Annotated in this window: 12 protein-coding genes and 1 pseudogene; 5 read left to right on the top strand and 8 right to left on the bottom strand. The window is 37.5% G+C overall.

The features are described from left to right. The first annotated feature begins 31 nt into the window (after positions 1-31). Both FH508_RS02970 and FH508_RS02965 read left to right on the top strand, forming a co-directional pair. Positions 32-556: a hypothetical protein gene (locus tag FH508_RS02970; RefSeq protein ID WP_228134364.1), complete on the top strand. Its 525-nt coding sequence runs from the start codon at positions 32-34 to the stop codon at positions 554-556. Then, a complete protein-coding gene (locus FH508_RS02965; RefSeq protein ID WP_173479724.1) occupies positions 553-1,809 on the top strand; it encodes an efflux RND transporter periplasmic adaptor subunit in 1,257 nt (418 codons plus the stop codon). Before FH508_RS02970 ends, FH508_RS02965 begins: the two co-directional genes overlap by 4 nt. A gap of 83 nt (positions 1,810-1,892) precedes the next feature. Here FH508_RS02965 and FH508_RS02960 read toward each other — a convergent pair whose 3' ends face one another. From FH508_RS02960 to FH508_RS02950, 3 genes are all read right to left on the bottom strand, one after another. Next, entirely contained in the window at positions 1,893-3,737 is a 1,845-nt protein-coding gene (locus FH508_RS02960) for a glycosyltransferase family 2 protein (RefSeq protein WP_173479725.1), read from the bottom strand. Between the two features lie 313 nt (positions 3,738-4,050). Beyond that, positions 4,051-5,544 carry an S-layer homology domain-containing protein gene (locus tag FH508_RS02955; protein ID WP_173479726.1) on the bottom strand — a complete coding sequence of 498 codons (1,494 nt, stop codon included), beginning with the start codon at positions 5,542-5,544 and terminating at the stop codon, positions 4,051-4,053. A 173-nt stretch (positions 5,545-5,717) separates the two neighbouring features. Further along, positions 5,718-8,822, bottom strand: coding sequence for an S-layer homology domain-containing protein (locus FH508_RS02950; RefSeq protein WP_173479727.1), 3,105 nt, complete (start codon positions 8,820-8,822; stop codon positions 5,718-5,720). A gap of 611 nt (positions 8,823-9,433) precedes the next feature. On the opposite strand from FH508_RS02950, the gene FH508_RS02945 reads away from it, so the two are divergent. Continuing rightward, a complete protein-coding gene (locus FH508_RS02945) occupies positions 9,434-10,858 on the top strand; it encodes an MBOAT family O-acyltransferase (RefSeq protein ID WP_173479728.1) in 1,425 nt (474 codons plus the stop codon). A 10-nt stretch (positions 10,859-10,868) separates the two neighbouring features. Then, positions 10,869-12,050 carry an alginate O-acetyltransferase AlgX-related protein gene (locus FH508_RS02940; RefSeq protein WP_173479729.1) on the top strand — a complete coding sequence of 394 codons (1,182 nt, stop codon included), beginning with the start codon at positions 10,869-10,871 and terminating at the stop codon, positions 12,048-12,050. Between the two features lie 206 nt (positions 12,051-12,256). On the opposite strand, the gene FH508_RS02935 is transcribed toward FH508_RS02940, so the two are convergent. Beyond that, positions 12,257-13,153, bottom strand: a complete 897-nt coding sequence (locus FH508_RS02935; protein ID WP_173479730.1) for a LysR family transcriptional regulator — start codon at positions 13,151-13,153, stop codon at positions 12,257-12,259. Between the two features lie 121 nt (positions 13,154-13,274). On the opposite strand from FH508_RS02935, the gene FH508_RS02930 reads away from it, so the two are divergent. After that, positions 13,275-14,363, top strand: a complete 1,089-nt coding sequence (locus FH508_RS02930; protein WP_173479731.1) for an NAD(P)-dependent alcohol dehydrogenase — start codon at positions 13,275-13,277, stop codon at positions 14,361-14,363. 151 nt (positions 14,364-14,514) lie between these two features. On the opposite strand, the gene FH508_RS02925 is transcribed toward FH508_RS02930, so the two are convergent. The 4 genes and pseudogenes from FH508_RS02925 to FH508_RS02910 form a co-directional block, all read right to left on the bottom strand. Continuing rightward, complete coding sequence (locus FH508_RS02925; protein ID WP_173479732.1) at positions 14,515-15,513, bottom strand: acyltransferase family protein; 999 nt, start codon at positions 15,511-15,513, stop codon at positions 14,515-14,517. Between the two features lie 271 nt (positions 15,514-15,784). Next, on the bottom strand, positions 15,785-16,006 hold the full coding sequence (locus tag FH508_RS02920; RefSeq protein WP_173479733.1) for a hypothetical protein: 222 nt from the start codon (positions 16,004-16,006) through the stop codon (positions 15,785-15,787). 514 nt (positions 16,007-16,520) lie between these two features. Beyond that, positions 16,521-21,272: an endonuclease gene (locus tag FH508_RS02915; protein WP_173479734.1), complete on the bottom strand. Its 4,752-nt coding sequence runs from the start codon at positions 21,270-21,272 to the stop codon at positions 16,521-16,523. A 91-nt stretch (positions 21,273-21,363) separates the two neighbouring features. Continuing rightward, positions 21,364-23,193, bottom strand: a pseudogene (locus FH508_RS02910) (bifunctional UDP-sugar hydrolase/5'-nucleotidase); the annotation flags it as partial. Between the last annotated feature and the right edge of the window lie 432 nt (positions 23,194-23,625).

The following is a 23,625-nucleotide window of genomic DNA, read 5'->3' as shown; positions in this document are numbered from 1 at the left end:
GCTCCTTTTTGTGATACGCGAGTTTTGGGGAATGGGCACTGAAAGCTTAACATCATTATTTGCAATAAATCACCAGGATGAATACTATACTGCCCGTTTGCTATCAATGGTCGGAGCAATTGTTTGGGGAATCATTTATTTTTGCTTCCACTATTATGGCGTTACATATATATTACATCTATTAACGGACATTCCTTACAAATGGATTCAAAAAGTACAGTTATATGTGGTGGCATTTTTGCTTATCGAAAAGGCCATTTTATTTGCAGTGTTCTATGCAGTTGGTTACTCTACAACGTTCTCCTTCTTTTCACTTGCCCCTGTTGTACAGCAAGTATTAGATAAAGATGTTGTGTTATTCACTATTAATCAGTTAACGGTGACAACTGTGCTGACGATTATTATACAATTTACGTTTCTTTCAAAATGGGAGGAAGCAACAGACCGTAAAGCATTATTAGCAAAAATTATCGTACTCCAAGTAATAATGGCTGTTTTTGTTGGAATGATTAGCGTGTTACCACTACAAGAATGGATTACAAGGGGGTTAGGATGATGCGTTTTATAAAATCCAGACCTTGGACAAGCCTGAGTATCATTGTTATAGCGCTATTAGTCGGCGTGAATGCCTTCTTCGTTTTCAAGGATAATAGTAAAGTTGCCCGTTCGTATTTTGTAGATGAATTTCAACGAGCTACTATTGGTGACCGAGTTGAAACGGTGAAAAAGGATACGATTGTTGCGCCCGCTGAAACGTATACAATTTCTGCAGATGCCAAAACTTTATCAGCAGTAAACGTAAAGCGTGGGCAGGACATCAAAGCAACGGATCTTCTAGCTACTTATAAAACAGAAGAAGTTGACGATGAATTAACGAAGCTAGAGGCTGAACGGGATGCATATGAAACAGAATTAAGCGATTTAGAGTCTGCTTTATCACAAGTAGAATCTGAATTCGGAGACAAATCAAATCCGAAAAGTTCAATCAATACAGACCAAATTAGTGATAAATTAAATGTCACAGTTAAATTAGAGTTAGGCCAACAAAATTCACCATCAACAGCTGTTGCGATTTTAAATCGTCACATCGCAGAAGCGACGCGTCAAATTGCCGTAATGGATGCACAAATTGCACAAATTCAAGCACGTCAAGGCGTGATAAGCCCAGTAGATGGCGTTATTGCCAACATTATAGAAGAAGCTGGTACGGTGACCTTTGAAGTATATTCAACAGAAAAATCAATGCTCGCTTATTTATCTGAAGATGAATGGCAAAAAGTATTAGCGGGACAAACGGTTAATTTTGATTTACAACATTTTAAAGGTGAATTATCTGGTGTTGTACTTGAAAAGCAAATGATTGCAACAAATCATGACTCTACATGGGCAAAAGAATTAGCGAAATCGGCAAAATTGCCGAAACCAACAAATTATGAAGTAACATTACAGCAGGACGATATGTTAGAAAATATTCCATTTTCTACAGTCGGCCAAGCTTCAATTGTTGTTAACGAAGCGCTCGATGCTTATAAAGTGAAGTCTTCTTGGGTCAAAAAAGCAAAAGGTGCTAAGCGCGTATATATTATCGATGAAAACGGAAAAATCCGTCTTGAAGATATTGACGTTGATTTTTCAACTGCCAATTCAACGATTTTCACAAGCTATTTCGATGAAGGCACACCGATTCTAGCTAATGAACAGCGCAATATTTTAGCACGCTCCTTCTGTTCAATGCCTGTTAAAAAAATAGAATGGCAACACTTTAAAGAAATTGGCTGGAAAGACTACGTCAAATATATTATTTTCTAAAACTTAATTAAGAACAAAAAAGGTATCAAGAATCATTCTTGATACCTTTTTTAGTGCCAGGCACTCAAACAATTTTCAAACAATTATGTGCCTCGGTAATTTGTTGCTAGTTCGTGATATTCTTTAGCTTTTTGATTGTTTCCTAATCGCTCATAACAAAGTGCTAATTGAACATACGGTAACCAAGTCCAAGCAGCATGGTTGATTAAATTTCCTTGTTTAGGTTGTTTTTTCACGTTTATTGCTTGCTCATACCAATAGATGGCTTGTTCATATTGTTCATCTACTAAAAATCTTGCACCTAAGCGACAACAACCTTCTGGACGAGGCATACAATATGCCAATGTTTTAAATAAAAATTGCAATTGTTTATCAGGATCATACAGGATTTCATAACAGTCCGCTATGTGCAAGCAAGCTGCTATCTCATCTTCTATCCATCCTTGTTTTGTTAATAAAAATTGTTTATATTTTTCGATCGCTTCTTCATACATGGCATGGTCCTTTAATTCATTCCCATAGTAAAATAAATCACGAGCCGAAAATTCCTTTCCTAACACTTCTCTTTGTTTATATATTTTTATATTTCTATCTGTATATGGCTTCTCTTTACGATGCATAATCGCAATATTGCGTTGTATTATATTGCCGTGAACAGCTAAGTATTCATGGACTGCACCAACCCAAGTAAAATTGCATGAACGTTTTACTAGTCTGTTTCTTTTTAGGCTATATGTTGGCTCTCCATTCTGATCGAATGCTAAGTGATAGTCCATCATGACACTGTCTACTTCTTTAGAGCTGAGCTCTTTTGTTAAGCTCAAAAAACGTTGTCTTTCGCTTTCCTGTAAAATATCATCTGCATCTAACCATAAAATATAGTCTTTTGTTGCTTTACTAAATGAATAATTACGCGCTTTTGAAAAGTCATCTTCCCAGGCAAAATCATAAATATGATTAGTGAATTGCCCCGCAATATCTTTTGTTCTATCTGAGGAACCTGTGTCTACAATAATAATTTCATCAACAAGTTCTTGAACGGAAGATAAACAGCGTGCTAAAACTTGTTCTTCATTTTTGACTATCATACATAAGCTAACTGTTGCTTTGTCCTTTTTCTCCGTGAGGACTTCATTTTTAAATTTTTGTGCACCAAGTAATTCGGATTCTCTATAAATATGGAATGCAGGAAGACGAGTATCCACAAAAAGCTGTAAATCTAATGCAGCAGCTCTTATGCAAAAATGTCGATCTTCACCCCAAAATGATAAATTGTTCATCTGTTTAAAACGAACACCTTTTAAAAGTGCTTTTCTACTTATTAATGTGCACGCACCCAATCCACCTACTTCATATACGCCTGGTACTTTTAATTTCGTTATGAACGCTGCAGTTCGATTTGCTATTTCTATCGGTTCCAATTTTTCTCCATTTTTTATTTCATATAATGTGTATTCATCCATCATCCACACTTGCGGTAATGCTTCAACATCCTTTTGCCATTTGGTCCAAAAAATATTTGAAATGATATCCTTTTGTTCATGCCATAAATTTTGTAGTGTATTCGGATACAACATTAAATCTGAATCTATAAGGAATAACCCATCATACTGGAATTGAATTGCATGCTCTATAATAGCGTCTTTCATTTTTGCTACTTTTTCAATTAGTGAATCTGTCCAATAATGTGTTTTTTCATCTTTCATATAAATGTCATTTTGCTGATCATATTTAATAATTTTCACACGCTCATTTTCCGATTGAAATGACGCTAAAAGTTCTGTTGATTGTTTATCGTCATTATCATCTATAAATAAAAAATCCACTACAAGTTCATCTTGATTTAACGATTGCAGGGAAGTTAAGAAATATGCCAAAATATAAGGGTTTTGTCGCACAGGGCTGGCAATTAAAATATGAGGTTTCATGTAATCCTCCTTCATTAAATGCTTTGGAAAAATGTATTTTGATAGAGGTGAATTCACAACAATTGGTCATAGTTATATCAATATTCATATTTCACTTGTTTTGTTACAGAGCTTGTAATCAAAAAGCCCTCTTGCATGATGCAAAAGTCAACGACAATTGACTTTTCATCATACAAGAGAGCTTCATTTAACTAGGGGTATCGGCGATTTTTGAGGTTCTATCGGCTATTCTTAAGGTTCTATCGGCTATTCACCTCAGTTTATCGGCGGTTCCAGTTGTTCTATCGGCGATTTCCAGCAGTTTATCGGCGGTTCACCATGAATTTTCCATATCTTGTTGCGTTGCTAGCTCGTAATACATAGATGTTACACCGCTTATTTCATACATCATGCCATGTACATAAAGTTTTTCACCGTTTGTACCGTTTAGGCGAATGGCAAATAGAGCATCTCCTTTGCCTACACGTTTAATTGTTACACCATCTGCTGAATGTTCAACATCAACAATTTTGTGATCAATCGTGGCTCCTGTATATTGCTCAATGCTAACATCCTTAACGGTAAAGCCTATTTCACTTGTTGGAATGAATTCGCTACTTATTTCAACAGCTGCTGAAGTATACATATCAAAACCATCCGTTTCAGCGCGAATGCCAACACGCACAGATTGACCTTTGCCATCAGACAATGTTGCTATATAATCCCCTGCCTGCAATAGCTTCAACTCGTAATTGCCGCCTTTTGGAATGCTATCTTCCTCCCAACCTTCAAAATTGTAAGGTTGATAGACAAAGACTTTATCGCTTACCTCATAACCGTTTGCAGTTGTCAGCTTGATATGAGCAGGATCAAATCCTAACTCCTCCTCAAAAAGCAGTGCTACGCCAGGTGTTATTTCATCCGTTTGCTGGCAATTGAGCTGGAGCTTACCGTCTACTTCCGTAACAACAACCTTATATTTTTGCGTTTCGACGACTTCATAGTTTTCTTCCTTATCTATATTGTAGCCTATTAACATGAAGTAGCCCGAGCCCTCTCGAAGTGCCTCCACTGTTATGCCATTTGTTGTTTGATGAATGTTGAAAAATTCATGCTCACCATCCGTCGCAACATTATCATAAGAGTAAGCATCAAGTTGACTTGCACCAAGTTCGCTTGCAGAAAATTTCTGTAAAACACGGTTCGCTTGCATCGCCTCTATGCGTTGAATAAATAAGGCAAATTGAGAACGCTTCACTGTTTCTTTTAAACCAAATGTAGTTGCTGTAATCCCCTTTGTAATGTTGTGTTCAAACAAAGGTCCAACTGCATAATAGGCATCAGAGTATTTCACAATATCTGTAAACGGAAGTGTCCAATCTTCTGCAATATTTGCTAATTGGTAGGCCGCCGTTAACATACTCGCCAACTGTTCACGTGTAATCGCTTGATTAACACCATAGCTACCGTTCGCAAAGCCAGTCGTAATTCCTTCATTAGCTAAAGCAGCAATTGCGCCATAGTATTCATCACTTTCCTGAACATCCGTAAATTGCGGATTTATCACGTTTTGCGTATCTAGCGCCAATAAATTAGCTAAAATTTTCGCAGCTTGTCCACGTGTTACATCAGCATATGGCTTGAATGTACCATCTGCATACCCATTAATAATTCCTCTTGCTGCTAATTCTTTTACCGCAGCCCCATATTCTTTCGACATATCAACATCGCTAAAACCTTCTGCTGCTTGTGCTGTTGGCACTACTACAATGGCGCTTGTTGCTAATGCTGCAACGATCGCACCTTGAAATAAACTGTTCCGCTTCATCCGCTCATCCCCCTATACATTTTATCTATCATACTTGATAATACGTGGAGGTAATAGTAAAAGTTTCATATTCTTCTATAGTTATGTAATCTAAACACAAAAAAACTCTAGTCGATTTCTCGACTAGAGTTTTACATTAATAGCTAAATGCTAAGACATTCGTACTTAATCAATTAGTTTAATGTAGTTGTAGCAGTTACTTTTACAAGGTTTCCAGCAACGCCACCGAATTTAACTAATGCGTTAAATTCAGAACCAGCAGTGAATTTAGAAACAGCAGCAGTTAATGTACCGTTGTTAGCGAATTCAACTTCACCAGATACTTTAGTTAAAGTTAAAGTATCTGCATTTACTACAGTTGTATCAGCAAGAGTTACTTTTACGCCAGCAGTTTCATCAGCAGCTACTGCAACACCATAAGTGTCAGTTACTACGAAGTCAACTAATTTAGCTAACTCAGTTAAGTTGAATGCAGAAGTTGCAGTAAATTCAACAGCTTTTGCTTCTTCAAGTTTAGTTGCGTCTGCTACTGCAGCAGCTGCAGTACCTTCTTTAACAACTTGTACTTTAGCAACTTTTGGAGCTACGTTAGAGTATGTTAATTCTTTTGTTAACTCTTCACCAGTAGCATTGATTGTGATTGTAACAGTCTTTTTAGCTGTAGTTTCTTTATCAGCAAATGTAATTGCAGATCCAGCAGCTGGTTTACCAGTTACAGTGAAATCAGTACCTTCTTTTAATTCTACTACTTCGCCTGAAGCTGTTTTAGCTTTTACTACGATAGCTTTATCGTAAGCAGTTACTACTTTGTTGCCGTCAGCAGCGTTAGCATAGATAGTTGGTACATCTTCTACAGTGTAAGAAGCAAATTGAGAATCAGAAACGATAGAGAATGTTTTTGTTAATGCACTTGATTCAACTGGAGTTGCACCATCTAATAATTTGAAGCTTACTTTACCTGAAGTTTCAGTAGTACCAGCTTTAGCAACGATGTTAGCTGAAGTGTTAGCAGTGTTTGTTACAGTGAATGCTTTATCACTTGCAGAACCAGCTTCAACTGATGCTTCAAATTGAATAGCACCTAATACAGTTGTATCAGTAATAACTTGACCGTATTGGTCTTCAACTACTAAGTCAGTGTTTTTAACTGTTACACCTGTAACGTCTTTTGCACGTAAAGCAGTTGCTACTTTAGAATTTAAACCAGTAATTACAGTTGCTTTTGCTTCAGCTTTCGCTACGATTGTTTGAGTAGACACTTTACCAGATAAAGTTGTCACAACAACTGTCACAGCTTTGTTAGCTTCTACTTTGTTAGCTGGAACTTTTACAAATAAACCAGTTTTACCAGTTACTTCAACGATATCGTAACCAGCTGATTCAGTTAATGTATCTTGTTTAACAGCAGCTAATTCTTTTAATGTTTTAATTTCTTTACCTTGTGTATCAACAACTGTTAATGGGAAGAATGCATCCTTATTAGCAGATAATACTTCTGTTGGAGCAGAAACTGATACAGATGAAAGTTTAACACCTTCAGAAACAGCTACAGTAGTAGTTGCACTTTTACCAGTTGTTTTAGAAACAGCGATAAGGTTAGAAGTACCTGCAAGGTTAGTACCTGTTACTTCTACTACGTTCACTTCTTTACCATTGATTGTTACAGTTTTAACAGCGCTTAATGTAACAACACCTGGATTAGAGTTTGTTAATAAAACTTCGTTGTTAATAGTAGTTAAGTTTGTAACTTCTTTACCATATTGGTCTTTAGTAGTTACTGGTAAGTAGAATTTATCTTTAGATAAGTCAGTATCTTGAGATAATGTTTTACCGTCTTTATTGTAAAGTTCACCGAAAGTGATGTCAGAAATTGCTGCTACAGCTGATAATTTAACTGTTGCTTGAGCAGTAACGCCTGTTTTAGCGTGTACTAATGTAATGATAACGTTATCGCCTTCTTTAGCACCTGCAGCTAAAGTAAGATTTAATGTACCATCAGCATTTAATGAACCAGCAGTAGCTGCACCAGCAACTGTTACAGTTACGTCAGAGTGGTTTAATTTAGTGATGTCTTCACCGTATTGGTTAGAAACTTTCACACCAACTGTTGCTGCAGTTTTAGCTGTGCTAGTGAATGCTGCAACATCAGATAATACGTCAAGTTTAGCTACTTTTTCGTTTTCTACTTTTACAGAGCCTTTTAATGCATCAGCTTCTTTTTGAGCTACAGTTACTGTGTACTCACCTTCTGTTAATTTAGAAGTTAATTCGATTGTAGCTGTTTTTTTGTCTTCAGAAAGTGCAACTGAAGCAACGTTAGCTTTCACTGTACCTTTGTTTACTGTGAAGTCTGCTGCTGTAAAATCAACAGCTTTGTTGAATGCTACTTCGATTGATTTAGAGCTTACTGCTTTTACTGATTCTAATTTAACTTCAGTTACTTCATATGTAACTACAGCTGAATAAGTTTTACCTTCGATTTCGAACTCTACTTTAGTTTCTTTGTTTTCTTCAAGTGGAGTTTCTAATTTTACAGTGTGTTTAGTGTCATCAGAAAGAGTTACTTCTAATGTAGTTGCGTCAACAACTTTAGCTTCTTTAACAGTTAAAGCAGCTTCACCAACGTTTGTGATTGTACGGTGTAAGAATGATGCGAATTGACCACGAGTTAAAGAGTTTTTAGGGTTGAACGCTTTAACGTTTGTAAGTCCAGCATATTCTAAAGCGATAATTGCTTCACGGTTTTCAGTTGCTGTAGCTTTGTCTAAATCTGTGATAGCAGATTTGAAGTCAGATTCTTTGTAATCTGCTACTAAGTCTACATTGTAAACAGTGTTGATAGCACGTACTAATACTACTGCCATTTGTTCACGGTTCATGTTGTTTGTGTACATTAATTTGTTGTTAGAACCTTTGAATACGCCTGCATCTTTAACAAGTGCTGCATATTGTAGTAATTCTTGGTCTGGAGCTGAAGTTGGAAGGTCAGTGAAACGAGCTTCTGTTTTGTAATCAGCTGGAATTTCATATCCTTCAGAAATTAACCATTTACCTAAGAATTTTGCTACGTTACCGCGTGTTACCACTGCGTTCGGTTTGAATGTACCGTCAGTGTAACCTCCTACGATTTTAGCTTCCGCTAATGCTAAGATAGCGTCCTTGTGATCACTTGTTTCAATATCAGAAAAGCTTGCTGCGCTTGCTACTGGTACGATTGCTGATGCTACTAGAGCTGCTGATGCTGCGCCGACAACCCATTTGCTATATTTTTGTTTCATGTCTAAAAACCTCCTAGATAAATTAGCCACTTTTATGACTACGATTCTATTATAAGAGAAGTAGAACATACATATCCATGTGAAATATCTGGAATGAAAGATGTGGTAACAGTAATACTTCATTGGTTACACATACAAAATTTAGTTTTTTATATAGTGTTTTACCATCCAGTAATTAGTAGAGAAGTGTTGCTTTTATGCGGAAAATATACCATTTTACCCATAGGTATTGAGACTTTTTCCCTTCCATATATTTTTAGCTAAGACAATTTTCTCACTTAAAGGAATAGTGAACAAATCATGAATTTACGTTACAATAATATAGGTAATTTATTCATTAATTCCCTTGGAAAACTGGATTAATATTTTATGGAAACCAGAATCTAGCGATAGTGACTTTATTCTATTAAGGATTAATGGACTTCAATCAGCGGTATGACTGGGTTTTGTCGTGATTTGCTCAGTGGTCTGACGATTCGCTTCAGGGGTGTGGCGTTTCACTCGAGTGTTGTGGCGTTTCACTTTAAGTTAATGGCGATTGTTGCTGCGCTATTAACGACCTCGACTATTCGCTAAGTTCTATCATTTACAGAGATGGGGATTTGACAGAAATGGTATTTAGTAGTCTTATTTTTTTATATGTTTTTTTGCCATTAGTAATTGTTTTGTACTTCATCTCTCCGAAGATGCTACGCAATACAATTTTATTGTTGGCAAGCTTGTTCTTTTACGCTTGGGGTGAACCGAAATATGTGCTTTTAATGATGCTGTCTATCGTGCTCAATTATGTACTCGGCATTATCATTGAAAATACAGTTTCACAGTCAAAGAGAAAAACACTTCTATGGTTAGTCATTGTTAGTAATTTAGCCATTTTAGGCTATTACAAATACGCTGGCTTTTTCGTGGACATTCTTAACAATTATTTGGCACAGCCTATTGAATGGCAGGCAGTTCCACTGCCAATCGGCATATCGTTTTACACGTTCCAAGCACTTAGCTATGTTATCGATGTTTATCGCAAGGACGTAAAGGCTCAGCGCAACTTTTTGGATTTATCACTTTTCATTACCTTATTTCCACAGCTCGTTGCAGGCCCTATCGTTCGCTATCAAACGGTAGCTGAGCAAATAAAAAAACGTATTGCTACAGCAGAAGATTGGATGATTGGGACGCGTCGCTTTGTACAAGGTTTAGCGAAAAAAGTGCTAATCGCAAACCCAATGGGCGAAGTAGCCGATCATGTATTTAGTTTATCTGGTGGGGACTTAACAACTGGTACTGCCTGGATTGGGATTTTAGCGTACTCCCTACAAATTTACTTCGACTTCTCAGGTTATAGTGATATGGCAATTGGATTAGCACGTATTTTCGGCTTTAAATTTGAAGAGAACTTTAACTATCCGTATATCGCACAATCCGTTACAGACTTCTGGCGTCGCTGGCATATCTCACTCAGCAGTTGGTTTAGAGATTATGTCTACTTCCCACTTGGTGGAAGTCGTGTAAGCCATGAATGGAAGTTATATCGTAATTTACTTGTTGTCTGGACACTAACAGGTTTTTGGCATGGTGCAAGCTGGACCTTTATGGCATGGGGCTTTTACTATGGGATATTAATCTGCCTTGAAAAATGGGTACTGCTAAAATGGTTAGCGCGTATTCCACGTGTATTACGACATATGTATATTCTTATTATTGTCATGATTGGCTGGGTTTTCTTTAGAGCGAATGACTTTACATATGCCTTTGCATTTATCAAAGCGTTATTTGGGTTATCTGACGCCGCGCTGTACAATTATGAAACAATTTTATTGACTAAAGATTATGCTATTTACTTTGTTATCGCCATTATATTTGCGATGCCTGTTTATAAACTTTATCAAAATTGGAGCGAGCAAAAAGCTACCGTTTCCCTATCATTTGACTGGGGGCTACGCATTACGCAAACAATTTACTATGGCGCTCTGTTGTTATTTATTACGATGTTTTTAGTGAACGCAACACATAATCCATTCATTTACTTTAGATTTTAGGTGGGACATCATGCGAAAAATACAAACGTTTCTTTTACCAATTACATTTTTTTGCATCATTTTCGGTGGCTTCGTCGTACATGTATTAACAGTGGATCGTCCACAATCAGAAATGGAAAACCGTCCATTAGCATCTGCCAATATTACGCCAAGTCCACAGGAAATCTTCTCAGGAGCATGGTCCAAACAGGTAGAATCTTATATTTCTGATCAATTTCCTGCACGAGATACATGGATGCGCAATTATGTTAACTTCCAGCGTGTTGTAGGCAAAACTTATTTAAATGATAAGTACGCAGTAGATGATAAAAGCGGCTGGATCATTTCAAAACCAGCCGTAGCAAAAACAGAAGAAGAGCTAGCTTCCTTTGCCTCCGATTTAAAACATTTAAGCGAGGGGCTAGCCGAAAAAAATATTCCGTTTACATTTTACTCACTACCAGCGAAGGCAACCTACTCACGTGAGCCAAGTCCAAGTTATATGCCTGAAGATGCGGGTATAGCCAACAACACCAAACTGCACGAACTTGTCACAGCTGCTGGTGTAAACAATATTCGTCTATATGATGAAATGCAGGATGACTTTTCTGCAGAGCGGAACTTCTATAAAACAGACCATCACTGGACAATACGTGGTGCATACTCTGGCTACGAGGCACTAATCAATACACTAAGCGAACGACTTGGCGAAACAATTGCTCCAATTCCATACGATGAAGCCAAGACATTTTGTTTACCAAATAAATTTGCTGGCTCATGGAATAAAATACTGTATATGACCGTCGATAATGACGAACAAATTTGCTATAACGAGCCAGACTCTTTCGCAACACAGTTTACTATTTACGACGGTACGATTGACGATGGGGTCACTGCACCATACGAAGCAGTGTACGGTCGCGCCAAACAAATGAGTCCCGATGCAGTCGTAAACTACGCTGAAGCCTATAGCCGTGACTTTGCTGAACTCACGATTGTTAATCAAAATTATGATAGTGACAAACATCTCGTCGTTATTAAAGATTCATACTTTAACACCATCCAATTTCACGTAGCAAGTCACTTTAAAACTTTAACCATTTTAGACTTACGTTATTTGGATAAAGAAATCATTCCTTACCTACAAAGCATGCAACCAGACTATGTTGTCCTTGCCTATAACGATCGCAATCTAAAACTAATGCCTGAGTAAAAATTAGTTTGATTATAGTTTGCGCCAGGGGTATCGGCGATTTCTGCCGGGGTATCGGCGATTCTCCGGGTTCTATCGGCGGTTTCTGCCAGGGTATCGGCGATTCTCCGGGTTCTATCGGCGATTTCTGCCAGGGTATCGGCGATTCTCCATGTTCTATCGAATATATAAATTAAAAAAAGCCGAATAAAATATTCGGCTTTTTCTTATCTATTATTTTTATTATGAATGTCTATAAAAGCTTCAATCATATGTTGACGGAATTGCTTTGATACATACGAATACTTTTTGTTTTTTAACCATGCGAAACCTACCATTTGATAACAGTGACTATTTTTCAAGCGAATGATTTTAGTATTTTCTAGTTGTTCACCTAAAAAGGAGTATTGCGGATAAAATGTAATACCTTGTCCTTCATTTACAAGTTGTAAAACAATCGACATTTCCGTCCCTTCAAAGACAATGTTTGGTGTAAACCCCGCTTCTAAACAGCATTTCTCAAACATGCTAATCGATTCTAAACCAGATTTGTATCCTATAAAACGTTCATTTTTCGCTTCAAGTAAATCAATTTCATCGAATTGAGCAAGCCTATGATTTTTAGGAACAATCAAATCTAATCGTTCCTTTAAAACAGGTAGCCATTCAATATCCGTTCCTGTAATCGGTGTATTGGAAACACACAGCTCAATTTCCCCACTAATAAGACGTTCCTTTGCAACTGAATCGGGTAGGATGGATTGTTGAATACGAATATTCGGTCTACGATCATAGAAACTCCTAAATATCGGCGGTAGGATGGTGGAGCTCATTACACTAACGGATACGCGATCTTCCTCTATATCAGCCATTTCTAGCACTTCTTCATGTGCTTCTTGTAAAATATTTAATGCTCGCTCTACTTCCTGCGCATAATACTTTCCATAACTATTCAAACGAATTTTCTTCCCATCTCGATCGAATAAAGGGACACCTAATTCATTTTCTAATTTGGCAATCGTTTTACTTAATGATGACTGAGTAATATTTAAAGAAAGTGCAGATTGAGACATATGCTCCGTCCTTGCCACAGCTAAAAAGTATTGTAACTGTAAAAACTGCATAGTATCTCCCCTTATGAATCATAATGAATATAGATATAGATTTGAATATATTGTAGCGATTTCTGTAAACGATTACAATGATAGCGAATTTCAATAATCTGTACTAAACGGAGGAGTATTTATGAAAATTAAAGCAGCAGTTACACCTGGACAAGGTCAGGATTTTATTATTAAAGAAGTAGAACTAGCAGCTCCGAAAGCGAATGAAGTGCTAGTGAAAATTGTAAGTACAGGTGTTTGTCATACAGATGCTGTGGCACGTGATGCAGCCATCGCCCCACTACCAGCTGTTCTTGGACATGAAGGAGCGGGAATTATCGAAGAAGTCGGTGAAGGTGTCACGCGTTTTGAAAAAGGTGATCACGTTGTCCTTTCATTTGCACATTGTGGACATTGTGATAACTGTTTAACAGGTCACCCAACAGTTTGTGAAACATTCAATGATTTAAACTTTGGCGGTACACATGATGATTACACACATCGTTTATCTAAAGATGGCCAGCCACTTTCAACATTTTTCGGTCAATCTTCATTCGGTACTTTTGCCATCTCGCATGAGCGTAATGTTGTCAAAGTAGATAAAGATGTAGATTTAGCATTACTCGGACCTTTAGGCTGCGGTATTCAAACAGGTGCAGGTACTGTTTTAAATAAAATCAAACCAGAGTTCGGCTCAACTATTGCAATTTATGGTGCAGGCGCTGTAGGTTTAAGTGCGATTATGGCTGCAAAAATTGTAGGCTGTAAAACAATTATTGCTGTCGATGTACACGATTCACGCTTAGAATTAGCAAAAGAGCTAGGTGCAACACATACATTTAACGGTTCAAAAGTAGAGGTTGTAAAAGAAATTAAACAATTAACAAATGGTGGAACAAAATACGCAGTTGATACAACAGGCGTCCCTCCAGTAGTTCGCCAATGTCTACAAGCGCTACGTCCCCTAGGCGTTGCAGCAGTCGTTGGTGTAACACCAGAAATGACTATCGATGTGCACAATGATATCATGGCTGAAGGTAAAACAATGATGGGTGTCATTGAAGGTGATTCCGTACCAAACGTATTTATTCCTCAATTAGTGGACTACTATAAAGCGGGCCAATTCCCATTCGATAAATTGGTGAAGTTCTATGACTTTGACCAAATCAATGAAGCATTTTTAGCATCAAAAAGTGGCGAGGCAATTAAACCGATTTTACGAATTCAATAATGTTTCAGTGCTTGTTCGGGGTTTAGTGGCGTTTCACGCAGGGTTCTTTGCGATTCACTCGGAACTACAGGCGATTTACTCGGGGCTTCCGACGTTTCACTTCCCTACAAAACAAAAAAGCAGTGATTTCTACTACAAGAAATCACTGCTTTTACCGTTTCTTTAGTTTGCCGACGATCCATTGACTGAATGGCAAGTATGACAGTAGTTTTGTCAGTCCAATACAAACAACCAGCGTCCATAGCATGAGCAGTGGAACACGCGTCAGTGTGCTATCAAAATGCGCCACGAACCAGCTTGTTGATAGGCGCAAAACCTCCCAATGGATAAGGTATATCATAAACGCATATCGACTTATCATATGGACCACTTTTGTAGACGGTATTGACTGCCCCCAAGCAATTACACAAAGGACAACACTAATGACAAGTGGCACTAAATCGAGCCGTCTTGAATGTACCTCTGTGTAACCAAGTTGCACACGAATATATAAGAACAGCGCAGCTAGTACGACGAACACAACGGTCGCACCGCGATACTTTTTCGCTAGCGCGGCTAATTGTTCATAATAAGCACCAATCGCATAGGCTACAGCAAAATAACCGAGCCAGCCAGTAAACAGCAAGCGTATAACCATTACATTGTCCTCGAATATCGGATATGGCAATAAAATAATTGCATGATGCACAAGTGTAATCAATGCACTAATAGGTAAAAACCAAGCAATCGACCACTTAAAACGCTTCATTAGCGCAACTACCACATACAGCTGCATAATGACTACGACAAACCAGCCTACAAACTCGCCAGACATAACATTGTGATAAAACTTATCCAATAGCATGCCCTTCTGGTAAATTGACTCAACTAATAACGCATCTAAAAAAGCCCACACTAAAAAAGGTACAAAAATATATTGAATGCGACTCGACCAAAAATTAATCGGTAGTCGCTCACGATAACGATTCGACAATATTAAAATGGATAGCACAATAAACGTCGGTGTTGCATAGCAAAGTGCAATTCGCAAAAACAAATACAACGGTTGCTCAGGCTCTGCTCCAACCTCCATAATAACCCACGATGATGTATGCAATAGTAAAATAGATAGACATGCCACCACACGTAGTAAATCCCATTCCTTTATCACTACAACATTCTCCTAGTACTTTCTCTCTCTATTAAGCATGTCATAGATTGTCGATTAATGCAATGGTGGTACTTGGCATCAGATTGACCGCAATCGGCATCAGTATATTTTCACTACTCTTTATAGGAAGCTTCTTCATTATCCTCGAAGTTATTTAAAGAAATTAGTAGAAGTGCATTAAGCGTGCCAGTCATTTTTTCATTAAAAGAGAACGAAAAAGCGTTAGAATGACGACAGTCAATCTAACACTTTTTTATACCTTTGTTTATTTCTAACCTGCTATCGATTGTTGAAATCGCTTTATAATATGGCTCACCCAATAGTCTTCGTCAAAGTGATGAACATAGATCGGGTCCTCCTGTAAACGATGGAGGAAACCAGATGTCATGAGCGCTTCATCCGCTTGCTCACCTAAAACTTTTTTTAACTCATCTCGAATCAAAAAGACAAGCTCCAAATCTAATTCATTAAATGTATAATCGATCCATTTCAATTTCCTCCACCCCCACAATTTTTAAACATTCAATTGCTGCTTCTGTATGTAGCGCTAACTGTGAATTCGTCATATACAATGGCTTGATACTATCAAAAAATTCATCGAGCTCTCGACAAATCTATTCTCTTCTCAATATTTTCTCCATCGCGTTTAGTTGTACCGTGATAGCAAAATAAATAAGATTTCATCATTTCTACCCTAGAATAATCGTTTATTTACGAACGCTAACCACTCGTATTTTGCCCATATTATATCATATTCTGAATTACTTCTAAAATATCATACAAAAGGAACAGTATAGAAAATTTCCTACACTGTTTATTAAGAATTATCATTGTACTTCTACCTACCGTTCATATTCCTGTTAAATCGCTAAATTTGAAGCCCACCATAGCTTCTGGAAGAACTGAATTTCAAATTTTCTATCATTATAACTATTAGGTATTTGTCTTAAAAAACTAAAAACCCACTTCACAACCAATTGAAGTGGGCTACCAATATATTTTTCTAGTTAATTCGCCATCTGTAATGCTGTTTTTTTACCATAAATCGTTTCTACCCATTCTGGGTGGTCGATAAATGGATTGCGATTACCTTGCACCTCGTAGATTCTGTCGTTTCTTCGTTTTTCATAGTCATCTACAGGATCTTGTTGATGCCATTGTAAAAGGATTGAAAGTTTACCGTGATAAGGCGCTGTGCCATTGTTAACTTTTTCATTTAATTCAAGATCAACTCTATCGCCTGACTCATAACGAGTTGCCATATAAAATAAGATGCGTGCTACATCCCCTTTTACATTATTAGGCGGCTCGAATGAATCCGAGTCTTTTAAGCAACCATTACAGCCAGATACAGGACTGCCACCATTGTCAAAGTCTAAATTTCCTCTCGAGCTATTCACTGAAACATCTGTAGGGCGTAAATGATGAATATCTGTTCCTGGCCCTTTGCTCGTCCCAAAATTACCATGTGATTTTGCCCACGTATGCTCTCTGTTCCAGTTTCCTACATTACCGCCATTGTTAGATTTAGGGCTTGATTTCCCAGAGTAAAATAACAGTACATTATTTAAATTATTCGGATCTTCATCCGTATATCTTAATGCATCCCAAGCATCATCATATGACAGTATCTTTTGTACAGAAATAATATCGTGAAGTGCCTTTTTTAGTGCTTGGCCTTCTTTGTCATAGGCAGCTGCATAGTAGTCATTAGCAGCATTTACGGTAACACTAAAGTTAGTAGTAACACTTTTCTTGCCATCAGATGCCGTAACACCAACAATATGGCTACCCGCTTCTAAATTTAGCGTTAATATGTTGCCATTTATCGACCCTTTTGTAGCTGTAAATGACAGTGGGTCATTATCAAGATCAGCGAAATGTTCTGTTAAATCGATTGTAATTGCCGTTCCTACAGCTACTGTTTTATTTGTAAAAGGTTTTTTAATGATTGGTTGCTTGTTTTCAGAAGGTAAAGAAGGATCCACAATGGGATCCCCTTTAGAATTCGTAAATTTAATTTGATCAAGCGTTGCACCATTCTTCAGTTCAATCAATTTTAAGTCGATATTGTCGGCGCCTCTAATTTCACTTACATTTTTACCGTCAATCGTGATCTTTTTAAAGGTATTGCCTTTTAAGTCAACAATAGCACCTGCTTGATCTGGATTGATGATAACATTTGTCGTTTTAAACCCTTCACCGTGAAGCTCTGTATAGTTCCCTTTTAGGAACACGCCCTCAGTGATAACAGATTTAGCATCTAAATGTAATGCCACACTAGGCTTTGTAATAGTTAATTTGTTTGTTTTAAAGTTTGTTAAATTATATGTGATCTCAGCTTCAATCGGTTCAACAGTTGAACCTTTTTTCAAGTCAATTTGCACCATTACAGGGTCATGGTCACTTGCACGTCCTGCCATATCCGTAAAGTCAGCATTAATATGAAGGATATCAATGATTGTATTGTCTTTAAGATTATTAGAAACTAAAATATGATCTAATACTTGCGAATTCCCTTGATATAAATACGTATAACGATCAGCGTCTTCCGCTTTATTAATCATATTTGTCATCAATTCGCCCTCATGAATTTTAAGCGCATCAGCAAATTGGTAGTCGTTAAAATCACCTAAAGATACAACGTTGGCATCTGGATTTTTTGTTTTAATATCTTTCACAAAGCCATACACAATGTTTGCGATTTTTTTACGTTGCACTTCACTTCCATAAACTGGTGGCTGTTTCGCTCCGAATAATGGCGTGTCACCTGATTTAGAATTCCAGTGGTTAGCGATAACTACTACATCTTCACCTTGGAATTCAAATTGTGCAGCTAACGGTTTACGGCTACTTGTAAATGCATCATTCGATGGGTCGATTCGACCTGGGTTTAACGTTAACTTGCCGTCATTATAACCAACAGCAGTTGTAGCATTACCTGCTGGAATACCTTCCTTCAACTTCACTCTTTCTGGATTGTAAAGGAATCCAACACGAATATTTGCGTTAGGTGCACCACCATCTGCATTATTCACTGGGTCAATATTGACATACTTGTACTCAACGCCGCTTGCTGCTTTAATGGCATCAATTAATCGTTGGTAACTTTGATCTGCCTTTGAATCACCAGTCGATTCGCCGTTATTATCTTGTACTTCCGTAACCCCTACAATGTCTGGCGTTTTCATATCGACACCGATTGCACGTGCTAATTTACGTGCTTTATCATCTGATGTTGACGTTTTATTATTAGAGAAGTTTTCTAAGTTATAAGATGCAATTGTTAACTTGTCTTCCGCTTTAACAATCTTTGTTGTCTCAGGTTTTGCAGTCCCTTTTACATGTGCTTGTTCCATCTCATCTAATGGGACATAGATTTTAAAGTTTTGATAAGAATAGCCAACGATACCCGTAATTGGTCCCTTAAACTTATCACCTGTTGCAACTTCGAAATCCCGAGCTGTTCCATTTGGTTCTAATCTGAATTGAATACGATTTGGGTTTGTTTTCCCTTCCTCATACAAGACACCACCATGAAGGGTATTCGTTGGTTCACTTTCTAGAACCGTTACTAAGTCCCCGTGTTCCTGTGGAGCGACAGCTTTAACATTGCCTACTTCTACACGCATACCTTCAATACTTTCCCAAAAATCAATGGCATCAATTGTCGGGTTGAATACTTGAAGATTGTCACTATCAATTTTGCTAAATGACATTTTTAATTCATCAATTTGAATGGCTTTCGGTAATGCTACGCTACTCTTTATTTTTTCTACTTTGCCACCTTGATCATTACGAACATTGATTTGCGTTGTTTTTAAATCTGTTTGGTTGGCGTCACTATAGCCATCGTACGCAAATTCATCTACTTTACCTGTTACAGATACTAAATCACCTACTTGAATCGGCCAAGCATTTTTCCCACTATAAAGTAAGATTGCTTCAGATGTATTTGGATTATTATCCGCCAATTCATCAGGCGTTTGAATTGTATAATACGTACTACCGTTTAAAGCAAATGAATACGTCACGATCCCTTGAATACCTTCAACTGTTTTACCTACAAATGGAGAAGTATGCCCCTCCCCTTGAATATTATGAATCTGCAAGGCATCTGTAATAGTATAGTCATAGGTCATAATTTCACTAAATTTCCCATCACTCGCTTTTACAACTGCTTTTAATGTTGTATTTTGAGTAATCTCGATTGGCGTTGTGTATTTCGTACCACCTACAGTTGGATCTGAGCCATCTACTGAGTAATAGATTTCTGCATTTGCTGTCGATGTAGATAACGTAACAGTTGTTTTATCCACAAATGTTCCACTTCCAGGAGATGCGATAGCAGGCTTTAACGCTGTGCTATCCACCACAATATCCGATGCAGAACGAGGAATCACTTGGTAATCATTATCAAACTGTTGCACAATACCTGTAATCGATTCATACGTTGCGCCTACAGTTAAGCCAAGCGTAGCTGTTTCATCTCGTACTAAGAAATTGCTGCCATCACTAGCTGTGAAGTTTGCCCAGCCGCTTCCTTCTTGAACATTCGTAAGCGTAACATTTTTCACAGTAATAAGTTGTGATTCATTAGCTTCCTTTACCTCTGCTCCTGTTACCACTTTTGCAGTTGGCTCACCAACGCCTGCTACTTTATCGATCATTTGTGCTCCATCTAATTGCAGCAAACCTCTGTAATCAGCTAACGTACCTTTGAGCGTGACTTCATCACCAACATTCGCATTTAAGCTAGTCGGACGAACTGCAATACCGCCAGTTGCATCTTGCACAGAGATTGTATTTTTCAGCTTGCCTGCCACAACACCTTTAATTGTTACTGAAGTACCGTTAGCTTTTGCTCTAGCATCAGCGATAGACAGAATATCTTCTTGTCCAACTACTGTATAATTAAAAGTTTGGACATCACTATTTTCTAATCCTTCTGCTACAGCCATTGCTTTTATTGTAGTTGTTTTATCAATAACAATTGGTTGCGAATATAAAGTGCTTTCTGAAGTCGGGTCTGTACCATCCGTTGTGTAATAAATCGTTGCGCCTTCCGTTGCTGAAGCTAATGCAATTGCAGTACCAGTCGCAACCGTTCCAGAAGGTGTAGAAGCTGTTACTGCGCCTACCTTAGTAATTGGCCCTACTTCTCCACCGTCCATAGAATGTTTGCCTATTTGTGTAAAGTCATCCTTAGGATACACATCCCACTCGCTAGGATTGAATGCATCGTCAATGATTGTATCTCCAGATGTGACTGAGCTTTTTCGAACTAATGTAACATCCACACCAAAATTTATTTTTGCTCCAATTGCTTGCCCAATAGAATCAATTATTGCCCCATTTTTTCTTAATACGACTGGATCGTCTCCATTGAAATTAATAACAGTCGAATTTTCTAGATTTCCAACTTGCTTAATAGCTGCATTTACGTCTTTATGATGCACCACATACGTAGCTCCATGTTCTAATGTTCCTGATAACGCCACTGTTTTATCAGCAGTTGCTACGCCATTTGTATGCATCTCTAACGTATAATTTGCTAAATCGATTGTTGCACCAGTACCATTATAAATTTCAATCGCCTTATTAAAACTGCTGCCTTCAATGTATTCTGAAATTATTAAATCAGTTGCTAACGTAGCGGCTTTGGCATTTAGGGGTGCTGCTGTAGGAACAACAGCGCTCGCAATTAGACTTGTCGCTAAAAAAGCATGTATTGGTTTTCTCCAGTTCTTGTTATACATCCAAAAAGTTCCCCTTTCAATATGGACAAACGAGTATAGTTAACATTAAAATACAAAGCCCTCATCCCTCTAGGAGAAGGCTTTGCAATACTTATAGAATTGTATCTCCTGTAACATCGACCCCATCAAAATTAAATAGGTCTCCCGTTAATTGTGAAAGATCAAGATTGCCTCCAACTTGTAGATTGTTAAATGAGAATTGCGCTGGCACAGTACCAGTTAAAATTAAATTCCCTTTCACAACTGCATTTGCTAAAGAAGCAATATTTGAGATACTAACAGTTACATTGCCTTCATAAACTTTTGGTTGTCCAGCAGTTCCAGAGAAATCAGCTCCATCAACAGTTTTATCAGGCTGTTGACTATTAGCGACGTCTACGATTCTACCTTCAACTTGCGGATTGACATTAACTAAAGATTTTAAATGCTCAGCGAGATTTTCCCAGTCCGATAAACCTAAGTCTGTTACGCGTCCTTCTGCATATGCCTTTGCTAAAACATCAAATCCATCTCCGCCTTTTGCAGTAAATGCATTTGTAGCGATTGTATATTTCAGGTTATCTTGAATTTCGATGTAGTTATTTTGAGCATCTTTGTAAGAGATTTTGACAATACGTTGACCTGCTGGTTTAGAAGAATCAAATTCTACCTTTGCACCTGAAACATGAAGGAAACCACCATTTTCAAGTGGATATAGGCTCACACTTTTTTCAAGTGTTTGTTTTAATTCCGCTCCAGTTAAAGTCACCGTTGCTAATGTATTACCAAATGGTAGAACGGAAATAACTTCACCTACCGTTATTGGACCTTGATTAATTGCTGTACGGATACCTCCGCCATTTTGTAGCGCCATAATCACATCTTTATTGTATTGTTTCGCTTTTGCAAGCATGCCATCTGTAATAACATTCCCTAACGGCGTTTCATTTTTACGAACACTCGGCTTTGCCGTATCTCCATTATCACGTGGATTTTCCAGCGCTACTGTTGCAGTTGCACCTGTTTCAGATTTAGAAACCGCATCAACTTTATCTTTAAATGGTTTTAATGTCGCCACAGCATTTGCATCCTCTGCATAATCTGCCACTTTTAATAAAGCCCCATTATGTGCAATGACTACACCTTGTGGGTTAAAGGTAACATCCAATGTCCCTAAATAATCATTGTATTGATACGCTTGTACAATAATTGTCTTATCTTTCGCTTGTCCACCCATATTCTTATCGACTACAACAGGTTTATCAAGTTGCGTATGGCTATGACCACCGACAATCACATCGATGCCTGCTACTGATTTCGCTAACATTAGGTCGTTATCATATGCAGGATTATCGTCGTACCCGATATGCGTTAGGGCAATAATTTTATTAACGCCTTTATCCTCAAAAGCTTTAACTGCTTTTTCAGCTTCTTCAATATAGTTTTCAAATGCGATACTACCAGGAGAAGAAATATCTTTTGTCTCAGCAGTAGTTAAACCAAAAATACCCACTTTTTCTCCGTTAATTTCTTTAATAATCCCATTGTAAATTTTACCGTTTTTCGGATCACTTGAAATTAAATCTGAGAATAGCCCAGTAAATTTATTATCTTTAGAAAAATCAACGTTAGCTGAAACAAATGGGAATTGAGCGCCTTTAATAAAATCTACTAACGCTTGATGCCCTTCAGAACTGGAGCCTAAATCAAACTCATGGTTACCAAATGTCATCACGTCATAACCCATTAAGTTCATAAACGCCAAATCAGCTTGTCCTTTAAATTCATTGAAGTATAAAGATCCAGAGAATACATCTCCCGCATCCACTAGTAATGCATTTGGTTTTTTCGCTCTAACCTCCTTGACTGCTGTCACCTTTCTAGCAATATTAGTTAAATTCGCATGCGTGTCGTTAGAATGCATTAACGACAAATTAAAATTACCTTTGCTATTCCCACCTTATACCATCTCTCTATCTCTCTATCTCGGTTTTCGGTTTGGGCCTACACCGCACAGGCGACTTTCATCGCATACGGCGTGCCATCAATAGTAGTAAAACTTATTTCCCCAGTACATATATATGAAACCATATTAGTGTTAATGCACTATTTAAGAAATATTTATAAGTTGTAAATTTTTACTATTTTTAATAACGCATGAACATGTAAAAATAGTGCAATTGTTAACTGTATCTTCACTTTTCCTAAATAATATGTAGGTAACTTCTTTGCTTTTTCGCTATCTCCAACTAGCACTTATATAATGTTGTCAAACATCCTACATTGAATCATTGCTCCTTAATTTTGTCTTGGAAACAATCGGAAAATTTATTCCTTTTGTTAAATTGAAAATACCTTATTAGATTTCCATCAG

The organism is Lysinibacillus sp. CD3-6, assembly GCF_006351725.2.
Taxonomy (GTDB): domain Bacteria; phylum Bacillota; class Bacilli; order Bacillales_A; family Planococcaceae; genus Lysinibacillus.
Note: the sequence above shows the minus strand (reverse complement) of the source record. Positions and strands in the feature narration are given on the sequence as shown.

What these genes read in the sequence shown, in the direction of transcription:
- FH508_RS02970 (WP_228134364.1), top strand. Translation starts at nt 32, where the DNA reads ATGGGCACTGAAAGCTTAACATCATTATTTGCAATAAATCACCAGGAT.
- FH508_RS02965 (WP_173479724.1), top strand. Translation starts at nt 553, where the DNA reads ATGATGCGTTTTATAAAATCCAGACCTTGGACAAGCCTGAGTATCATT.
- FH508_RS02960 (WP_173479725.1), bottom strand. Translation starts at nt 3,737, where the DNA reads ATGAAACCTCATATTTTAATTGCCAGCCCTGTGCGACAAAACCCTTAT.
- FH508_RS02955 (WP_173479726.1), bottom strand. Translation starts at nt 5,544, where the DNA reads ATGAAGCGGAACAGTTTATTTCAAGGTGCGATCGTTGCAGCATTAGCA.
- FH508_RS02950 (WP_173479727.1), bottom strand. Translation starts at nt 8,822, where the DNA reads ATGAAACAAAAATATAGCAAATGGGTTGTCGGCGCAGCATCAGCAGCT.
- FH508_RS02945 (WP_173479728.1), top strand. Translation starts at nt 9,434, where the DNA reads ATGGTATTTAGTAGTCTTATTTTTTTATATGTTTTTTTGCCATTAGTA.
- FH508_RS02940 (WP_173479729.1), top strand. Translation starts at nt 10,869, where the DNA reads ATGCGAAAAATACAAACGTTTCTTTTACCAATTACATTTTTTTGCATC.
- FH508_RS02935 (WP_173479730.1), bottom strand. Translation starts at nt 13,153, where the DNA reads ATGCAGTTTTTACAGTTACAATACTTTTTAGCTGTGGCAAGGACGGAG.
- FH508_RS02930 (WP_173479731.1), top strand. Translation starts at nt 13,275, where the DNA reads ATGAAAATTAAAGCAGCAGTTACACCTGGACAAGGTCAGGATTTTATT.
- FH508_RS02915 (WP_173479734.1), bottom strand. Translation starts at nt 21,272, where the DNA reads ATGTATAACAAGAACTGGAGAAAACCAATACATGCTTTTTTAGCGACA.